Here is a 17,181-nt window from a genome sequence, read left to right as displayed (position 1 = left end):
ACAAGAAGATAGAAATTGATAAAATTTAAGAAGTATCCAGACTTAAAATAAGTGTAAATAAAAATGTATTTACAAAAATAGGAGAAATGCTTGTATGAAAAATAAAACCACTAGAGATAACAATAAAGCTGTTAGGGGTAGCAATAAAACCACTAGAGAGAAAAATAAAGCTGATAGAGGTAATAATAAAACCACTAGAGAGAATAATAAAACAATGTGCAAAAAAAATACTAAGGTAAAGGAATTAAATTCAAAAGAGAATAAGCAAGTAGTATGTCCGAAATACAAGGAATGTGGAGCATGTGAAAATTTGCATATACCTTATGAAAAACAGTTAAAAGATAAAGAAACTGAAGTTAAAAAATTGTTAGGAAAAAATATATATGTACATCCTGTAATAGGAATGAAGAATCCTTATAATTATAGAAATAAGGTTCATGCAGTATTTCATAGAGAGAAAAGTGGGAATATAATTTCTGGAATATACAAGGCAGGAACTCACAAGGTAATACCTGTGGAAAAATGTTATATTGAAGACAGAAAAGCAGATGAAATAATTGTTTCTATTCGTGGACTTTTAAAGTCCTTTAAAATAAATCCTTATGATGAGGATAAAAGAGAGGGACTTTTAAGGCATGTGCTAATAAGAAAAGGATTCTCAACTGGCGAGATTATGGTAGTTTTAGTGGTGGCATGCACTAGATTTCCATCTAAAAATAACTTTGTAAAGGCGCTTCGTAAATTGCATCCAGAGATAACCACTATTGTACTAAATATAAATAATAAAAGCACCAGTATGGTTCTTGGAGATAGGGAGCAGGTCATATATGGTAAAGGCTATATTGAAGATGTGCTTTTAGGGTGTACTTTTAGGATTTCGTCACGTTCTTTTTATCAAGTTAACCCTATCCAAACTCAAGTGCTTTATGAAAAAGCTATTGAGCTTGCAGAGCTTACAGGAAAGGAAAAGGTTATTGACGCCTATTGTGGCATTGGTACAATTGGACTTATAGCAAGTAAACATGCAAAGAAGGTTATTGGAGTTGAATTAAATGGCGATGCTGTAAGGGATGCTATTTTTAATGCAAAGAGAAATAAAATTAATAATGTCACATTCTATGCAGGTGATGCTGGAGAATTTATGGAAGACATGGCATGTAGAGGTGAAAGTGCAGATGTAGTTATTATGGATCCTCCAAGAAGTGGTAGCACCGAAAAATTTATGGATTCTATAGTGAAGATGGGTCCTAAAAGGGTGGTGTACATCTCCTGTAACCCAGAAACCTTAGGAAGAGACCTTAGATATATGGATAAGAAGGGCTATATAGCCAAGGAGGCATGGCCGGTGGACATGTTTGCTATGACGAAGCATGTTGAGACGTGCGTACTTTTGTCCCACAAAAATTCGTAAACATCTCCACCGTCTTTATAAACAGGAAAATTGAATAAAATAGACTTTAGGGGCAGCTCTGAGTCATCACATGGGAAAATCTCTATTTTTTTGATTAACGAAGAAATTAGGGATTTTCTTTCTTCATCGCTGATTTTGTCATACACCTTTTCAAAGTTTGCCAATAGGGTGTAGATATTCTCTAAGGTAATGGCATCCTGCTCGACAGCCTTACGGCGGAGCTTTACATCTTCAATTTTTTCTTCAAGCTCAACGATAACATCGTACAGTCCATCAAGGCGGAGGGTCATATCATGGAGCTTGCGTTCCCTAAAGCGGGTATCCTCCGGCAAGCTGTCAATCTCATTTTCAAGGCGAGTTTTATTTAAGTCTACTTCCCGAAGTTTGACTTCGTAATTTTTTAGCTCTCTATCGAGGGTAGAAGTGTCAATTTGCTTGCCTATCTTTGATTTTATTTCGGCTGCAAAATCCTCATTTTGAATTAGCTCTCTGATTGCTTCAATGACAAGCGGCTCTATATCTGTTTTCTTGAGCATGGCTTTATAGTCACAGCTTTTCCCTCTTGCTGTTCGAGCCTTGCTGCACACATAATAGTAAATCTCTTTATATGTACCGTCCTTGTTCGTCCATGCGTGTTTATTGGTATACATCGGTCCGCCGCATTTAGGGCATTTCAAAATGCCGCTTAACAAATGTGCTCTATCCCGACCTATTTTCGATGGGGATTTTACACCTGTTATTTCTCGCTTTTCGTGAGCTTTATTCCACAATTCCTCGCTTATAATAGCTTCGTGCTGACCATCTGCAAGGATATATTCCTCTTGGTGTACTTGGCGGTATTCGTTTTTACTGCCTTTGACCTTTTCTCTTGTTCGTCTGCCAAAAGCGATTTTTCCGGAGTATACAGGGTTGTCAATTATCATTCGTATAAAATGGGTACTCCATTGCGTTAGTGTTCCGTTATCCCGTTTTACTTTTTTGATGCCCTGCAAGTTAAGATAGTTGGCAATTTTGTAAAACCCCATATTGCCATTAACAAATTTATCGAAAATAATGCGTATCGCATCGGCTTCTTCCTCTTGAACATAAAGTTGTTTATCTTTTAGGTAATATCCATAGGGAGCAAATCCACCATTCCAACCACCTTGACGAGCCTTTTCCTTTCGTCCGTTCATTGTCTGCTCAATAATGTTTTCACGCTCAATTTCAGCCACGGCAGACAATACAGAGATAAGAAGCTTGCCGCTTGTCTGCGATGAGTCAATTCCTTCTTCAATACAAATCAAATTTACACCAAAAGATTGAATATGCTCTAAAGAATTTAGAATGTCGGCGGCATTTCGCCCAAAGCGAGAGAGCTTATAAACTAAAACGTAGTCAATGCCTAAACCGTTTTCAATGTCACTGAGCATTTGCTTGAATGCAGGTCTGCCCTCAATGGACTTGCCGGATTTTCCAGCATCTTCATAGATATTTACAACTTCCATTTCTTCTCTATCTGCAAATCTTGTTAAGCTGCTTTTTTGCCCATCCAAGCTAAATCCATCAACCTGCATTTCTGTACTTACACGAGGGTAAAGCACACATTTTTTTCCACTCCTATTCATAGTCATACCTCCAATATATTATTGGAAAACATCAATGCACAAATGCGTTTTTCAGTTCGCACGGTTTATTTCACCTAAAACCTCTGCACCATGTTTTTCAATAATTTGAGAAAGTACATTTATAAAGTCTTGATAGGCTTTTGTTTTCTCAAATGTTTGATTGGGAGCAGGAACTTTGGGAGCATTTTTAGATGTTTCCTTGATATTTTCCATTCGCAATCACCTCCAAGTGAATTGCTTACATAAAGTATAAGCAATTTTTTTATTTATGAAAAGTTTGTCGTTTTATTAGTATGAATGAAACTAAACGCACCGCAAGTTTACGTTAAATAAAAATGCGGTGCGATTATGTTTGCTTATTTGCCGTATTTGCCACGCACCCCGGCAAGGGGGATATTTTGAGCTGCTGTTAGCACAGCATCATAGCCCCACAATACCGTAGCTTGTCCTTTCAAGAGCCACGCATACCGCAGGAACTCCCCCTGTTTCTATCGTATTGGGGGCGAAACGTATTGAAGTATCATTGTCCCTTATGTGGGTCATTGCGGACGAGTATGCTAAACTCGGTCTAACAGTCCATTTTATCGCTCGGGCGGTATTGTATTCACCTCCCCATACCGCTGTCTTGGCGATGTCTGCTAAGTCGCTTTACCTTTCGGCTCACATAAGTAATGTACTCAAAATATCGTATATTCAGTTGTCAAGGAACACTTTTATGCCATTTGCTATATGAGAGGAAATACTTCCTCTCATATACCTTTAGAAAAAGAGCCACAAAGTAAATGTGCTTAATAATATTTTTTCAGAAAATGTTCGATGCTCTTTAAAGCACTCTTGATGGATTGCCCTATGGTTGCCTTGCTAACTCCTTCAGCTTTGGCAATAGCCACTTTGCTCATTCCTAAAAAGTAGTGAGCGTAAATGCGTTTTGCCTGTTTGTCGGGCAGAGTGGCAATGGCAGCATGGAGTTGTTCACTTGTCAGCTTGCGTTCGTAAATCTCATCGGGTGAGAGAGAAACAAACAAGGCACCGTGTTCGATACCGTCACCACGGTCAAGAGAGTAGTAGGCTTTGTGGTAATATACTTTGCTTTGATAGGCTTGCTCTGCTTTGCGGTGTTCCTCAAAGATGTCAAACACCTCATCGGGAATATCAATATAGGTATCTATGCTTATATGGGCATAGTAATCTTTTAGGTTTATTTTTTTCATGGCTGTACCGTCCTTTCAAATTTGGGTTAATAGCGAATTTGAAAGGACGGTGGGAGGGGAACGGCATCGAGGGTCTATATACGCAAAAATGCCCGATTGAAATTCATAAAATCTCAATCGGGCACAGAAAAACTTATATTTAAATTTATGATTATAAGGAGGGGAAAAATTTGGGGAAGAACGCATATCTATTTTTAATTTTGGGGAATACAAAAAATAATATAGAGAAGCGGACACGGCAATACCTCCTCGGTTACCGCCGTGTTAGTGCGTTAGTCTAAATATCGTCATAAATTTCATAATAGAAAAACGGCGGCTTTAATATTAGGCCACCGTGATAAAAATACATAAAAACGCAATTGCTATACGACGGCTTTTTTTCTTTGCCGTCGTCCGGCAATTTATATAAAAAGATATGACAACCGATTGAAAAAATCCATTTTATATTTAATATTCATTTTTTAACTCCAGTGATACAATGGCTCCTTGACCATTTTCTTTGTTTTCAACGGTAAGTGTACCATGATGTACCTCAGCTACTTTCTTTGCAATATATAGACCCAATCCATAGTGCTTTCCCGAACGTTCGGCTTGTTCCGTATAAAATTCGGTTGCAGCGTTTTTTAAGGCTGCAGCCGAAAAACCTGCGCCACAGTCGATAACAATAAAGGATAATTGTCCACAGTCTGTTTCTAATACGAGCAAAGAGACATCGCTTTTTTCCGGAGCGTGTTCGACTGCATTGTCTAAAATATTAAGTACCGCTCTTTTGATATTTTGCACATCTCCGTAAAATGTATCAACGAGAACATCTTGTTTTAAAGTGAAAGAAACGTTTTTTAAGCTGCATAATGCTTCTGCCTGATTTTGCATGTCAGAGATGAACTCGGCAAGACAAAATACTTGCTTTTTGCTGATGGCTTCATCAGAAATGGTCGCGGTAAGCATCAATAGATTGATGTAGTTTTCAATGGTGTCGGTGCTGGTATGAATATACTGTAATAGCTCCTGATCTGACGAGGGCAGCTCTGATTCCAACAAAAGCTCTGTGTTACCCTTAATGATTGTTAAAGGTGTTTTTAAATCATGTGCAAGTGAAGAAAGCTGGAGATTTTTGCGTTGCTCCAAATCCCACTGTTCTTTTAACGATCTTGATAATGCGTCCTTCAATTCATCCATAGATTGCAAAATGGTATTAAACTCACCAATCTGGGTTTGTGTAATATCAAAATTCAGATCCATTTGCTTAATGGAATTTGTTGCTGCAATGATTGGCGATAATTCTCTCTTTAATTTTTTGCTGAATCTCATGGCGATTATCATGGCAATCAGAATAAACAGGACGAATAGAAGCGGCAATGGGATCAGTTCCGGTTTTGGAAATATTGCATGGAGCTTTGGATTTGCAAAATGTGCGAACACATCATATTCAATCATCAAATTACTGCCATCTGTTCGCTGGATATGAATGTATTTGCTGTTCGTCACCTCTGTTTGCTCAGATAACTGTTTTTTTGCGTCATCCAAGTCCTTTTCTGACATCGTGCTGCGTTCCAAATTGCCATTTTCGTCAAATAAAGTATAAGTACAGGTGAAAGGAATGAGTGAAGAATCGAATGGCTCATTTTGTGTGAGCTGCTCTGTTGCTTCTTCGATCATTCGCTCTGAATAATTTGCCGGTAAAATAAATCCTCTGCCCAGTGCGAAGTAAAAACCAAATACAACCAATGTGCTGACAACAATGATGAGAACACAAAATATTCCCAGATATTTTAAAAAGAGCATAGATAACGATGCCGTTTTCTTTACTTCCATGTATAGCCCACCCCCCAAACGGTTTCGATCGGACATTCCTGATACAGCAAAAATTTCGCTCGGATGTTTTTTACGTGCACTCTAATTGCAGTGACATCACTTTCTGAATCAAAACCGAAAATCTGCTCTAAAATATGCTCCAAGGAGAACACTTTTCCTCTGTTGCGTGCTAAAAGCTCGCAGATTTCATACTCACTTTTCGTGAAAGAAAGCGGTTCATCATTGATTGCAATTTTCTTTCCCGACAAATCGAATCGGATCTGACCCAATATCAGCGTTTGATGACGCTCTCTGCCTTCTCTGCGAAGATGGGCAGTCACTCTGGCACGCAATTCCGAAAGGCTAAACGGTTTTTTGATATAATCGTCTGCCCCAAGCGACAAGCCATCCACGACATCTTGATCCATGATTTTCGCAGTTAGAAATAGAATCGGAATATCTACATAGCTGCGAATCTCACGGCAAAAAGTGAAGCCATCTACATCCGGCATCATAACATCAAGAAGAATCAGGTCATATCTTTTAAAGTCATTGGCAGTTACACCTTGTGCACTGTTTTTACAAGTTACACTATGACCATCTTTCGTAAGAGTATTTTCAATTAATTTACAAATATCTTTTTCGTCATCAATTACAAATATATTTGCCAATTTAAGACCTCCGGTATTTTAATTTTGAGATTTCGCTTCCCAAAGCTGATGATTAATTTCAACTAAAACGCATATATCCTCTGATTCGCCAGTCAGTTCATACACATTACCATAGACATAGGACTTGCGATTTTGCTCGGATAATTCACCGGGGGTTAGTTCCATTTTGTTGTATTCATCTTTCGGAATGATTTCACCTGTTGTGGTATTGAATACAACTTGAGTACCTATCACCTGAAGTAAATTTCCTCTATCAGCTTTAGCGTGAACCACTTCGATTATATCATATATTACATCATTGTGTATTAATTGACCACCATGCTCGGGGTTTACAAAGTAAGACTTTTCTGTATCATCTTCAAGTGCCAAGTCTTGAAATTCAATGAATGTATCCTCTGCGGAAACGGATTTGGTTGGTTTTGTTTTGTAAAATTTACCATCAACTCCAACTACTATGGTATCATCTTTCATTTGATATATATTTTCAAATTGAGCAAAATAATAAGCTTCAGATGGATAATCGCCTGTCAGCTTCTGCAAATAGTCTTTATAGGATAGGTTTGCTTCAATTCTCACAGCTTTAAAGTCGTTTCCGATAAAAACCAGTTTACCAATCATGCCTACCTGAGCACTTAAATCTTCTCTTGATACAGTTTCATTTAAAATAGAATAGGTTGTATCCTCAAATATAAAATTTCGAGAGTTTGATTCTATAATTTCACCACGAGGTTTATCGTTATTTCCTTTATAAAATAAATTATTTATGCTCGAACAACCGGTTAGAGTAATGCTCATTATTAATAGAATCATCAATATACTTTTAATCGATTTCATCTTTTCTTCCCTCCCATTTTGTACTCCAATATTTCACTATAATCAACAATATGGCGCTTGAGACAACAATAAAAAGGAATCCGGGTTTAACGCCAGACTGACCTATAAAATTCACTTGCGCCAAGGTGCTTTCCACAAGTATGCTACAAAAACGAGTCGGAATACTCCAAGGTAAAAATGGCCAAATCACATCTCCTAACCCGGTCAACAGCAGTGCAGAAAGCAGGCTTCCGATAATCCCAACCCCAAGACCGATTCCTTTTCCAAAGGCAAAACTCAACAGGTATTCTAAAATATATAAAGAGATATTTCCGTAAAATAAGAGCAGTCCCGCTTTTACATATAAGTTCATTGTAAAAAGCCGGTTTCCCATAATGCGAAAAGTAAATCCAAAGCCTACTGTCGCAATCATGGAAGCGACAAAACCGAATAATAAAATTGCAAAAATCATGCTAAAATGCGGAAGGCATTTTTTGTACGGTGTAGAAAGAACCAGTTGAAACAACCCTGCTTGCAGTTCCTTTTCTGACAGCATGGCAGTAATCACCCCGATTAGCAACGGGGACACCATTGCCAACACTTGAAAATAAGCAGATACTTTTTGCGCATCTTCCCACGGTGATATGATGTAATAAGCCAAAAATACAGATGCACCCGCTATTGGAAGAATCAAATGGATTGGCAATAGAGCAGAATGTGTTATCTTATAAATATCAGACTGCAAATTTTTTAAAAAGCATTTCATGATTACACCTCTCTTTTTTGAAACCACAATGAGGTCAAAATGGTTACGATACAAAACAGAGCCAGTGTAATCATAATTCCGGGTATGACAACAGAAAGATCCCCCATTGCGTTATCTGCTTCAATCCACAATCCATTCGGCAAAACTTTAATCATTGGGCACATCAGTCTTGCAGGGATTGAAAAAGGCACCCACCAATAGCTTTCTACAGCACAAATGACCGCAACACCAAAATTGCATAAAAAACTAAGGAGAATGGTAAAAAATGCACCTATTTTTTCTGTTGCAAACATCCAAACAGGAATTTGCCACGAAAATGTCAAAAACAGGATAAAACTTGCGCCGAAGCTATGGAGCACATCAATCGTGTTTCCAAAGAACATTCCGCTCACAATCATGCCTGCAAAGAAAATGAAACAGGTGATAAAAAGAAACCCTGTATTCAAAATAATTTGGGCAAGCCACAGCTTGCGTTTGCAAACAGCAATGCCAAATAAGCCATGCCTGTTTTTCTTACATTCCCTTGCGGTCGTGAACGCAGAGAACATTGTAAAGCATCCGGGCAGCATGATGGTATACCACCAATTGTAAGCACCGTTTTGAAGATTATTTCCTCCCATAATAACCAAAGCAAGTAAAATGGTAAGCAGTGGTGCAAGCCAGAGAAGAATTTTGTTAAAGCTATGCTTTTGTTTCAGAAATTCTGATTTCACATAATTAAGCATTTGTTTCACCAGCCTTTCTTACAACATCCAAAAACAAAGCTTCCAAATCTGTATTTGTATCTATTTTATCCTCATACCAAAGTGTTCCGCCTGCGATGATGCCAATATGGTCAGCGATTTGTTCAACCTCTGATAATATGTGGCTGGAGAGTATCACGGTAATGCCCTGCTGCGGAAAAGAGCGGATCAGCTCCCGAAGCTCTCCAATTCCAATCGGATCAAGGCCGTTTGTCGGCTCGTCAAGGATAAGAAGCTTGGGGTGATTTAGCAATGCCATGGCGATTCCCAGACGCTGCTTCATGCCCATTGAAAAGTGGCCTGCACGTTTCTTGCCTGTTTTCGTTAAGTCAACTATTTTTAAAACTTCATCAATACGGCTATCAGGCAAGCCATAAAGCAATGTTCTTACTTTAAGATTTTCACAGGCTGTTAAATTTTGGTAGATAGGCGGAGATTCAATCAGCGCACCGATTGACAGTAAATCCGTTCTGCTCCATGGTTTTCCGTCAAAATAAATTTCCCCTGAGGTTTGCGTAATCATTCCGGTTAGTATTTTTAATAAAGTGGATTTTCCGGCGCCATTCGGACCCAATAGACCATAAACTGAATTTTCACCAACACAAATAGAAATATTGTTGTTGGCTTTTTGGTTTTTGAATTTTTTACTTATATTACTTGTGGTGATTATATTTTTCATGATAATCGTCCTTTCATCTTATCTTTATAAATAGAATAGAATGTATTTATAAAGATTCCATAAGCTTTTATAAATATTTTGTCTAATTTAAAATTAATTATAAAGTCTTGCAATTTATTCTCTTAGAACAAAAGTGGCAAGCAGGGCATACGGGTGACCACCGTATGCTTTTGCTTGTTGGGGAAGTATCCCCAATCCCCACTGAAACGATGATAAATCATCGTGCTACGCTCCTCTTGGGAGCTGATGAAATCACAGGGTAGCTTAACGCTGATCCTGTAATTTCTCTTTTGCCTTTTGTTCCTGTTCCATTCCCAAAAGGCGGTCGATATTTGCCTTTGCAGTCAGAATATCTTGCATTTCTTTTTTAGCGGTATGGTACTTGCTGTAAGCCTTGTTTTTTACGGAAAACAGCTCATCACATTCCGCTTGCAGGGCTTTAACTGTGGGGAGCTTTTTTACACCAAGTTCCTTAAAAGCCGCCTTTGCCGCCTTATGCAAGGCAAGCTCGGCACGGTGTTCCTCGTAAAACTTTTTAGAGTAGCCTGCCTTGCGGTAGTCGGTGTAAATATCTCGGGTTTTGGCATAATTGAAGATGTGCTTTTTAAGAGCCTGTATTTCAGCAATACGCTTTTCAGCGGTCTTAATTTGTGTATTCAGCTCATCGAAAGTAGCGGTGCATTTCTTCGCCTTTTCCTCTAAATCAGAGTAGGCAAGGAGCTTGTGTTCTTGCAGAAAATTAACGGTTTGTGCCATCTGCTTTAGATTGAAAATCTTTGCCCACTGCTCATAGCCTTTGCCCTTGCCTTGCTGTAATTTTGCTTGAATATCCACAAGGAGATTAACGGATTTTTCTTGCTTTCTCGGCTGTTTGGCAGAGGACTTTTTGACCTCTCTTTGCGGTGCTTTACCCTCAATGATTGCTTTGATTTCATCTTCGGAATATCCCTCACCAAGAGAACGCAGCCGGATAAAATTTTTCTGCATTGCACTTTTAAATCCGTAGTGCTTACCGATTTTAATTTCATAGTCTGCATCTTGCATGAGCTGTAAAAACGCATCAAAGTTTTTGGGCTTTTGGGCAAGTATTTCATCTATGACTTGTCTTAATTTATCGGAGTGCGATGGGGGCTTATTATCGCCAAGCCACTTACCGTAATGACCTTTGGAGCGTTTGGGATTTTCGATAATGGAAAGCCCATTTTCAAGACAAAGGCGGTCGGATATTTGGGCAAGAGCCTTGCCACTTCTTTTAAAATCTCGAAACTTTCTTGTGCAATCGAGAGAGGTAGAATTGAAGATAATATGATTATGAATATGGGCTTTGTCTATGTGAGTAGCAACGATAAATGCGTGTTTGCCTTTGGTGAAGCTCATGCCCAATTCATAACCGATTTTGTTTGCAAGCTCGGGTGTAATTTCCCCGGGTTTAAAGGACTGCCGTATCTGATAGGCGATAACATTGCTTGCCTGCTGTCTGCCCGTTATATCATCATATTGCCGCTTAGATAGCATAAACTCGCCCTGCACCGTTTTAGGGTCGCACTCGTAAGAGGATAACAATTCACCCTCATTTGTTTTCTCGGGATTTTTAGCATAATCTGTGCGGTCAGCAAGGCAATCTGCAATGGATTTTCCTTTATTTTGGTGCATGGAAATTAGTCTTGTGGTAGCGATAATAACACCTCCCGTCATAAAAAAATCGGTGCAAAGGCATACGCTCTGCACCATACAAATTTACTTTTTCAGTTCTTTTCGTGCATGGGCTAAAAACTCATCAACCGTTGGAACTGTGCCTTTGCATTGCACTCTATTTTGATAGGCTTTTGTTATCCCGTCATTGGGTGCATTTTCGTATGCGTGATTGATAGCTGACTGCATATCATGCTTTACCTCTGCCACCGATACATTGTTTTCTTTTGCAATTTTGCGAAATATTTTTCTGTTGCTCAATACGCTGAACGCTCCTTTCTCATTTGTTATTTGCAATATTTATCACACGGACATTCTGCTTTTTTGCGTAATCAACCGTAAATGTTGTCATGCTGATGTTTGGGAATAGCTCTATGCCCGGTAAAACAGCAGATTCTTTCTTTCATGCAATCATCCTTTGCCATTTATCATAGCATAAAAATCCTGTTTAGTACAGCTACCTGTACTAATTTTCGCAGGATATTGCCTATACTGTAAATGGTACAGTTATAGGGACGGTGATAAAATGAAATTGAACGAAGCGGTTAGCAGGCGATTGCAAGGGTTGTTAGACGAAAAGCAAATGACACAATATCAGTTGTTTATGAAAAGCGGTGTGCCTAAATCGACCATTGGAAATGTCATAAATTGCTCGTATGACTCCGTAAAATTACGCATCATACATGAGATATGTCAAGGACTTGGAATTAGCATTACTGAATTTTTTGCATCATCATATTTTGATGAAAATAACCTTGAAGATTGATTGCTCGGCACTTATAAAGTGTCGAGTTTTTTCACGAAAAAAGCAGAAGTGCCACCGTAAAGCAAGGGTCGAGATAAACGGCTTCGCCGCCCTTGCTTTACGGTGGCACTCCTACTATGCGGCAATTAAGGGGCGATAGCACACAAATGCTACCGCCCCCTTACCATTTCTAAGGCTAAATACCTTTCAGCCAGTCATTGAAGTATTCCACCCTTGCTATAATCCATGCCCCCATCATGGGCAAGCCCCACGGACTGATGAGATAGCCTGCGATAAAGGCAGGTATCGCCTGTGAAAAGCCTGCCACGATAATTGTACCGATACCGAGGGCAAACAGGACAAAGGACAGAACACCTAAAAGCCCACCGCCGAACACAAGCACAAACTTTGATATTCCAAGCAGGATATTCAGTGCCAAAGTGATTGGCAGCAACACGATTTTAAGTAATGTTTTCATAAGCACCCCTCCATATCTCTTGTGTGTTTATCGTAGCAGAAGAAAGGGAAAGTGTCTATCTTATCATATCAAATCGCCGCCAATCTGAGCATGATTTCCTCGGCAGCACTCCAAAGTCTATCATAGCTTTTTCGCAAATCCTCAATGTCCTCACTGTAAATACTGCCTGTTTCATGCACCCGTTTGGTGAGCTGATTAAGGCTGTTGCTCGTTACTCTAAGCACTCTGACAAGCTCCCTCACATCGGCGGTATCAAGGTGAATGATAAGCCCGTCAATCGCCATTTTTCGGAGGTAGGCTTCGGTATTCTTTGTGCCAAGCTCCTGCATTTTCTGCTCAATCAGCTCTTTTTCCTGTGCCGTCACTCTAAGCTGAATACGGATATTTCTCTGTCTATTTGCCATCACCGTTCCTCTCTTTCCGTCTTAAATTTTTTAGGTGGTATTGTAGATTTTGGCTGATGTTGCTTTAGGCTGTCCAGTATGGACGGTCGAGCTTGCTTAGATACCATAGCCGTATCCCTCGAGGGGGCAGAACGCATGGCACTCATGTTCAGCTCTCTGTCGAGAACGGCAAGCCTTGCTGTCTTTTCCTTTAGCTCCTGTTCCTGCATAAACGGCTTTTGCACCTCAACTTTTGCCGCCACCTGCTGATTATAGAGGTTTTCAAGCTCCTTTTGCACCGACTGCAACCGCTGTGGCATATTGTTTAGAGCATTGTCAATACGGGTGAGGTTGCCCCTTGCATCAAGCCCGAGCTTTGTGGTATGGCTCATCGCTCCTTTCAGCGTGAGGGTGTGTTCATTGCCAAAGGCGGCATAGCTTAAATACATGGTAAAGCCTTTGTAACTGCCGATTTCCACAGGGTCGCTGTTCTTTATTTCTTTGCAGGCTTCGAGGATTGCCGCCCCTGCATTGTCCTTGTCGATGAGTGTATCGCCCTTAATAGTGATTTTAAAGTCATCTTTAAGAAGCTCGCCTTGCGGCACTTTTTGGGTATGCTCTGCCAGTGTCACAATATCCTGTTCAAAGCCCTTTATATAGCCCTTATGCCTTTCAATGCTTTCGGGGAAGTGCTTTAACAGATTATCCTCCAAGCGGTATTTTGTGCTTTGGTGGTTTGCTTTTAAGAGCTTCAGCTTTGCCACCTCAATATCTAAGTCCATTTTTTCCTTTATCAAGGAATTTCCTGCACACAGAGCCTTATTAGGATAGAACCGGTGCGCCTTGCAGAGTTTCCTCTGTAGGTTTCACCAATCCCCCCGCGGAACCGGACGGACACCTCTCAGCGTATCCGGCTCCCCATTTGTCTATCATTTAGAATATTTAGTCGCGTGTTTTTGCAAAACAGTCCGGGCACAACGCAAGAGATTTCCTGCGTTTTTTCATCATCAACAGTTCAAACTCGTTTTTACCCGTTAGGTCTTTTAGCCTTTTTGTAGTGCGTCAAAATATAGCTTTTGAAAACTGCATTTCTAAGTCAAATTATAACTATAACTCCAATAACTATCCAGTAATTAAATGCATTTTAAATAATCATATTATTGCTAAATAAAACCTCCTAATGACTTGACATCATTTGGAGGTTATTTTAAGCTTATTATAAAAACTAGAGAAAGGAAAGGGAAGAACCCCAAGCCGTGCAAAGCGAAGGTTCTTCCCTAAAAATAAGAGCGTAAGCTCTTACAACCTATTATTATGATAAGATTATTTTCACAACTATGCAAGTGTTTTAAACAAATTTCTTTTGAAAATGAGATAAATATTTTTGAAGAGTATATGAAAACGGTTAATTCAGAGGCTTTGGTATGTCCAGTCTGCGGATCTAAACACGATCTATCCCTATTTGCCTCTTATAAACGCCATCTTGTGACTTATGATAATAATGAAGTTCACGATAATATAATAACTATCAATAGATATATTTGCCCGTCATGTGGACATACTCATGCTATCCTACCTTCGGTAATTGTGCCCTACATGTCATTTAGCTTTAAATTTACTGTGTCTATTATTCATGATTATCTTGTACATAAATTTACCTCTGTAGAAGCTATGTGTGAACATTATTGTATAGCAATATCCACATTCTATCGAATTTTAAATAAGTTCAAAAAACATAAACAACTATGGCTTGGACTTCTACAAGACAAGCTTATTTCTAATCTAAGTTTTATACAGCGTGTTATAAATAGTACCTTTATTGAAATTGAAACCTTTATAACAAACTTTTTTAATAGAAACGGCTTATCCTTTTTTCAAGGAACATCATAATTAAGCTATAGCTATATACTTTTTATTTTATTTTATATATACCACTTAATACGATAATGGATATTATAATTTCCCCATGATAGCATTTTTATAGAGGTGATGTTGAAATGAATAACAAAGAAATGATTGAAATAGCTTCTATTAGACTAGCACTAATAGCTCCAGCTATAAATAATACTTATACTGAAAGCTCGAAAATTGCTTACTATAGACGTGTTGCTGCTACTCCTGTAAAATTACCTAACGGTAAGTCAGTTTTATATAGTCCTGGAACACTATCTAATTGGGAATCAGATTATAATAGGTTTGGTTTTGATGCCCTTCTACCGAAGACGCGTAGCGACATAGGGAAAACCAGAAAGTTAAATGATGTAGCTATAGAACAGATATATATGCTAAAAAATGCATTTCCTAAAATTAATGCTACTCTTATATATCATAAACTTATCGAAGATGGCTTTATCAATGAAAAAAATATATCATTATCTACAGTTCAAAGATTTATAAAAAATAATGATCTTAAATCTGCTAGATGCATAAATATGAAAGATAGAAAAGCCTTTGAAGAAGAGTTTGCAACTGGCATGTACCAAGGTGATACATGCTATGGCCCGTATATTACTGAAAATGGCATACGTAAAAGAACATATCTAATTATGCTAATTGATGATAAATCAAGACTTATCGTTGGCGGAAGATTCTTTTACAATGATAACTCTTATAATTTTCAAAAGGTACTTAAAGAAGCTATCGCTAGATATGGCATACCTAATAAACTTTACTTGGACAACGGTTCTCCTTATAAAAATGAGCAATTAAGTCTTATCTGTGGATCTCTTGGAATAGTAGAACTGCACACTATGGTAAGGGATGGAGCATCCAAAGGAAAAGTAGAAAGAAATTTTAGAACATTAAAAAGTAGATGGCTAAACACTCTAGATGTAGAATCTATATCCTCCTTAGCGGAGCTAAATGATGAGCTATTCGCATATATAAACAAGCATAATGTAACAGTACATTCAGCTACATCTCAACGTCCGATCGATAGATATAAAAGCGATTTAGCTCATGTTAAGGTAGCTACTGATAGTGAGTGGCTGGATAATTGCTTTATGAATCGCATACAACGAAGAGTTAATAATGACTCAACCATAAGCATTGATAAAATATCTTATGATGTACCTATGCAATTTATAGGACAGAAAGTTGAAGTAAGATATTTACCTGATGATATGGATAATGCATATGTATATTATGAAAATGCTAAATACAGCATTAGAAAAACAAATAAGATTGAAAATGGTAAAACCAAACGCAGGAATGCATTTACTATAGACTATTCAAAGGATGGTGTTAAAAATGTTTAAACAATTTTATGGTATGACAATGAATCCATTTGAAAAAGGCATAAAAGAAAAAGATGCCTATATGTCAAATGATCTAAAAGAGATGATATCAAGACTTGAGTATCTTAATGAAGCTAGGGGAATCGGCTTATTTACAGCTTCACCAGGTAGTGGAAAAACCTTTGCCTTAAGGTGCTTTGCTAAAAAAGTAAACCCTAATTTAACAAAGGTTATATATCTTTGCTTTACCACTGTAACTACTACTGAGTTCTATAGGCAATTTTGCATCTCCTTAGGAATTGAACCTTCTTCTCGTAAATCTGACATGTTTAAGAGCATAAAAGACTATATGGAAAGTATGAGTACAGATAAACGTGTGCATTATATATTAGTTTGGGATGAAGCACAATATCTAAATAATGATATTTTAAAGGATTTAAAGCTACTTATGAACTTCTCTATGGACTCAAAAGATTGCTTTTCCTTAGTTTTGATAGGACAACCTGTGTTAAATAATATCTTAGAAAAGCAGATACACGAGGCATTAAAACAAAGAATAATAATAAATTATAATTTTGAAGGATTTTCTGAAATTGAAGCTTTAGAATATATTAATTCTAGATTATCATTAGCAGGGGCTTCGCCAGAAATATTTGATAATAATGCTGTTTTGGCTGCATATAGAAGCTGTGCTGGCTCTATAAGACGCTTAAATATGATATTAACTAAGGCTTTAATAATAGGTGCGCAGCACGAAAAAAACGTAATCGATACTGATATAATAATGGCTGCCGCCAATGAAATATCACTGCATTAAAATCACAAGGAGCGCTAGCTCCTTTTTCTTTTAGGTGCAAAATGATTTTTCATTAAAAATAAAGTGATTTTGTAGAAATAATTTGACGTAAATTGTACTATAATTATAGAAATAAACTGACGTTTAAATTAGGAG

General features: G+C 38.1%; 19 protein-coding genes and 1 pseudogene. 5 read left to right on the top strand and 15 right to left on the bottom strand.

Annotation, left to right across the window (positions count from 1 at the left end; translation table 11 throughout):
• Positions 1 to 94 precede the first annotated feature (94 nt).
• Complete coding sequence (gene rlmD / locus CC89_RS11590) at positions 95 to 1,411, top strand: 23S rRNA (uracil(1939)-C(5))-methyltransferase RlmD (RefSeq protein ID WP_051931740.1); 1,317 nt, start codon at positions 95 to 97, stop codon at positions 1,409 to 1,411.
• On the opposite strand, the gene CC89_RS11585 is transcribed toward rlmD, so the two are convergent.
• The 11 genes from CC89_RS11585 to CC89_RS11540 form a co-directional block, all read right to left on the bottom strand.
• Positions 1,321 to 3,018, bottom strand: coding sequence for a recombinase family protein (locus CC89_RS11585; RefSeq protein WP_051931739.1), 1,698 nt, complete (start codon positions 3,016 to 3,018; stop codon positions 1,321 to 1,323). The two genes, rlmD and CC89_RS11585, sit on opposite strands and share 91 nt — an antisense overlap.
• A gap of 51 nt (positions 3,019 to 3,069) precedes the next feature.
• Complete coding sequence (locus tag CC89_RS20555; protein ID WP_185750750.1) at positions 3,070 to 3,231, bottom strand: hypothetical protein; 162 nt, start codon at positions 3,229 to 3,231, stop codon at positions 3,070 to 3,072.
• Positions 3,232 to 3,806: 575 nt separating this feature from the next.
• Positions 3,807 to 4,229 (bottom strand): RNA polymerase sigma factor, encoded by a 423-nt coding sequence (locus CC89_RS11580; RefSeq protein ID WP_035292277.1) that lies wholly within the window; start codon positions 4,227 to 4,229, stop codon positions 3,807 to 3,809.
• Between the two features lie 447 nt (positions 4,230 to 4,676).
• Complete coding sequence (locus CC89_RS11575) at positions 4,677 to 6,044, bottom strand: sensor histidine kinase (RefSeq protein ID WP_035292276.1); 1,368 nt, start codon at positions 6,042 to 6,044, stop codon at positions 4,677 to 4,679.
• Positions 6,035 to 6,694: a response regulator transcription factor gene (locus CC89_RS11570; RefSeq protein ID WP_035292275.1), complete on the bottom strand. Its 660-nt coding sequence runs from the start codon at positions 6,692 to 6,694 to the stop codon at positions 6,035 to 6,037. Before CC89_RS11570 ends, CC89_RS11575 begins: the two co-directional genes overlap by 10 nt.
• Positions 6,695 to 6,712: 18 nt before the next feature.
• Positions 6,713 to 7,528 carry a NisI/SpaI family lantibiotic immunity lipoprotein gene (locus tag CC89_RS11565; protein ID WP_035292274.1) on the bottom strand — a complete coding sequence of 272 codons (816 nt, stop codon included), beginning with the start codon at positions 7,526 to 7,528 and terminating at the stop codon, positions 6,713 to 6,715.
• Positions 7,515 to 8,273 carry a lantibiotic immunity ABC transporter MutG family permease subunit gene (locus CC89_RS11560; RefSeq protein ID WP_035292273.1) on the bottom strand — a complete coding sequence of 253 codons (759 nt, stop codon included), beginning with the start codon at positions 8,271 to 8,273 and terminating at the stop codon, positions 7,515 to 7,517. Before CC89_RS11560 ends, CC89_RS11565 begins: the two co-directional genes overlap by 14 nt.
• 2 nt (positions 8,274 to 8,275) lie before the next feature.
• Positions 8,276 to 8,986, bottom strand: a complete 711-nt coding sequence (locus CC89_RS11555) for a lantibiotic immunity ABC transporter MutE/EpiE family permease subunit (protein ID WP_185750749.1) — start codon at positions 8,984 to 8,986, stop codon at positions 8,276 to 8,278.
• A 4-nt stretch (positions 8,987 to 8,990) separates the two neighbouring features.
• Positions 8,991 to 9,695, bottom strand: a complete 705-nt coding sequence (locus CC89_RS11550; protein WP_035292269.1) for a lantibiotic protection ABC transporter ATP-binding protein — start codon at positions 9,693 to 9,695, stop codon at positions 8,991 to 8,993.
• Between the two features lie 264 nt (positions 9,696 to 9,959).
• Entirely contained in the window at positions 9,960 to 11,372 is a 1,413-nt protein-coding gene (locus CC89_RS11545) for a relaxase/mobilization nuclease domain-containing protein (RefSeq protein WP_035293583.1), read from the bottom strand.
• Between the two features lie 60 nt (positions 11,373 to 11,432).
• Complete coding sequence (locus tag CC89_RS11540; RefSeq protein WP_035292267.1) at positions 11,433 to 11,648, bottom strand: sporulation initiation factor Spo0A C-terminal domain-containing protein; 216 nt, start codon at positions 11,646 to 11,648, stop codon at positions 11,433 to 11,435.
• 265 nt (positions 11,649 to 11,913) lie between these two features.
• Here CC89_RS11540 and CC89_RS11535 point away from each other — a divergent pair, with 265 nt between their 5' ends.
• The gene (locus CC89_RS11535) at positions 11,914 to 12,153 is read left to right on the top strand and encodes a helix-turn-helix domain-containing protein (protein ID WP_035292265.1); all 240 of its coding nucleotides are present in this window, start codon (positions 11,914 to 11,916) and stop codon (positions 12,151 to 12,153) included.
• A 175-nt stretch (positions 12,154 to 12,328) separates the two neighbouring features.
• Here CC89_RS11535 and CC89_RS11530 read toward each other — a convergent pair whose 3' ends face one another.
• From CC89_RS11530 to CC89_RS21450, 4 genes and pseudogenes are all read right to left on the bottom strand, one after another.
• Positions 12,329 to 12,610 carry a CD1845 family protein gene (locus tag CC89_RS11530; protein WP_035292263.1) on the bottom strand — a complete coding sequence of 94 codons (282 nt, stop codon included), beginning with the start codon at positions 12,608 to 12,610 and terminating at the stop codon, positions 12,329 to 12,331.
• 68 nt (positions 12,611 to 12,678) lie between these two features.
• Positions 12,679 to 13,014, bottom strand: a complete 336-nt coding sequence (locus CC89_RS11525) for a plasmid mobilization protein (protein ID WP_035292261.1) — start codon at positions 13,012 to 13,014, stop codon at positions 12,679 to 12,681.
• Positions 13,014 to 13,790, bottom strand: a complete 777-nt coding sequence (locus CC89_RS11520; protein ID WP_051931737.1) for a hypothetical protein — start codon at positions 13,788 to 13,790, stop codon at positions 13,014 to 13,016. Before CC89_RS11520 ends, CC89_RS11525 begins: the two co-directional genes overlap by 1 nt.
• A gap of 145 nt (positions 13,791 to 13,935) precedes the next feature.
• Positions 13,936 to 14,034 (bottom strand): annotated as a pseudogene (locus CC89_RS21450) (HNH endonuclease); the annotation flags it as partial.
• Between the two features lie 273 nt (positions 14,035 to 14,307).
• On the opposite strand from CC89_RS21450, the gene CC89_RS11515 reads away from it, so the two are divergent.
• The 3 genes from CC89_RS11515 (at position 14,308) to CC89_RS11505 (ending at position 17,046) form a co-directional block, all read left to right on the top strand.
• Positions 14,308 to 14,883, top strand: coding sequence for a DUF6431 domain-containing protein (locus CC89_RS11515; protein WP_035289157.1), 576 nt, complete (start codon positions 14,308 to 14,310; stop codon positions 14,881 to 14,883).
• A gap of 107 nt (positions 14,884 to 14,990) precedes the next feature.
• On the top strand, positions 14,991 to 16,250 hold the full coding sequence (locus CC89_RS11510) for a DDE-type integrase/transposase/recombinase (protein ID WP_035289160.1): 1,260 nt from the start codon (positions 14,991 to 14,993) through the stop codon (positions 16,248 to 16,250).
• Positions 16,243 to 17,046, top strand: coding sequence for an ExeA family protein (locus tag CC89_RS11505; RefSeq protein WP_035289163.1), 804 nt, complete (start codon positions 16,243 to 16,245; stop codon positions 17,044 to 17,046). Before CC89_RS11510 ends, CC89_RS11505 begins: the two co-directional genes overlap by 8 nt.
• Positions 17,047 to 17,181 lie beyond the last annotated feature (135 nt).

Source organism: Clostridium sp. KNHs214 (assembly GCF_000744935.1).
Taxonomy (GTDB): Bacteria; Bacillota; Clostridia; order Clostridiales; family Clostridiaceae; genus Haloimpatiens.
Note: the sequence above shows the minus strand (reverse complement) of the source record. Positions and strands in the feature narration are given on the sequence as shown.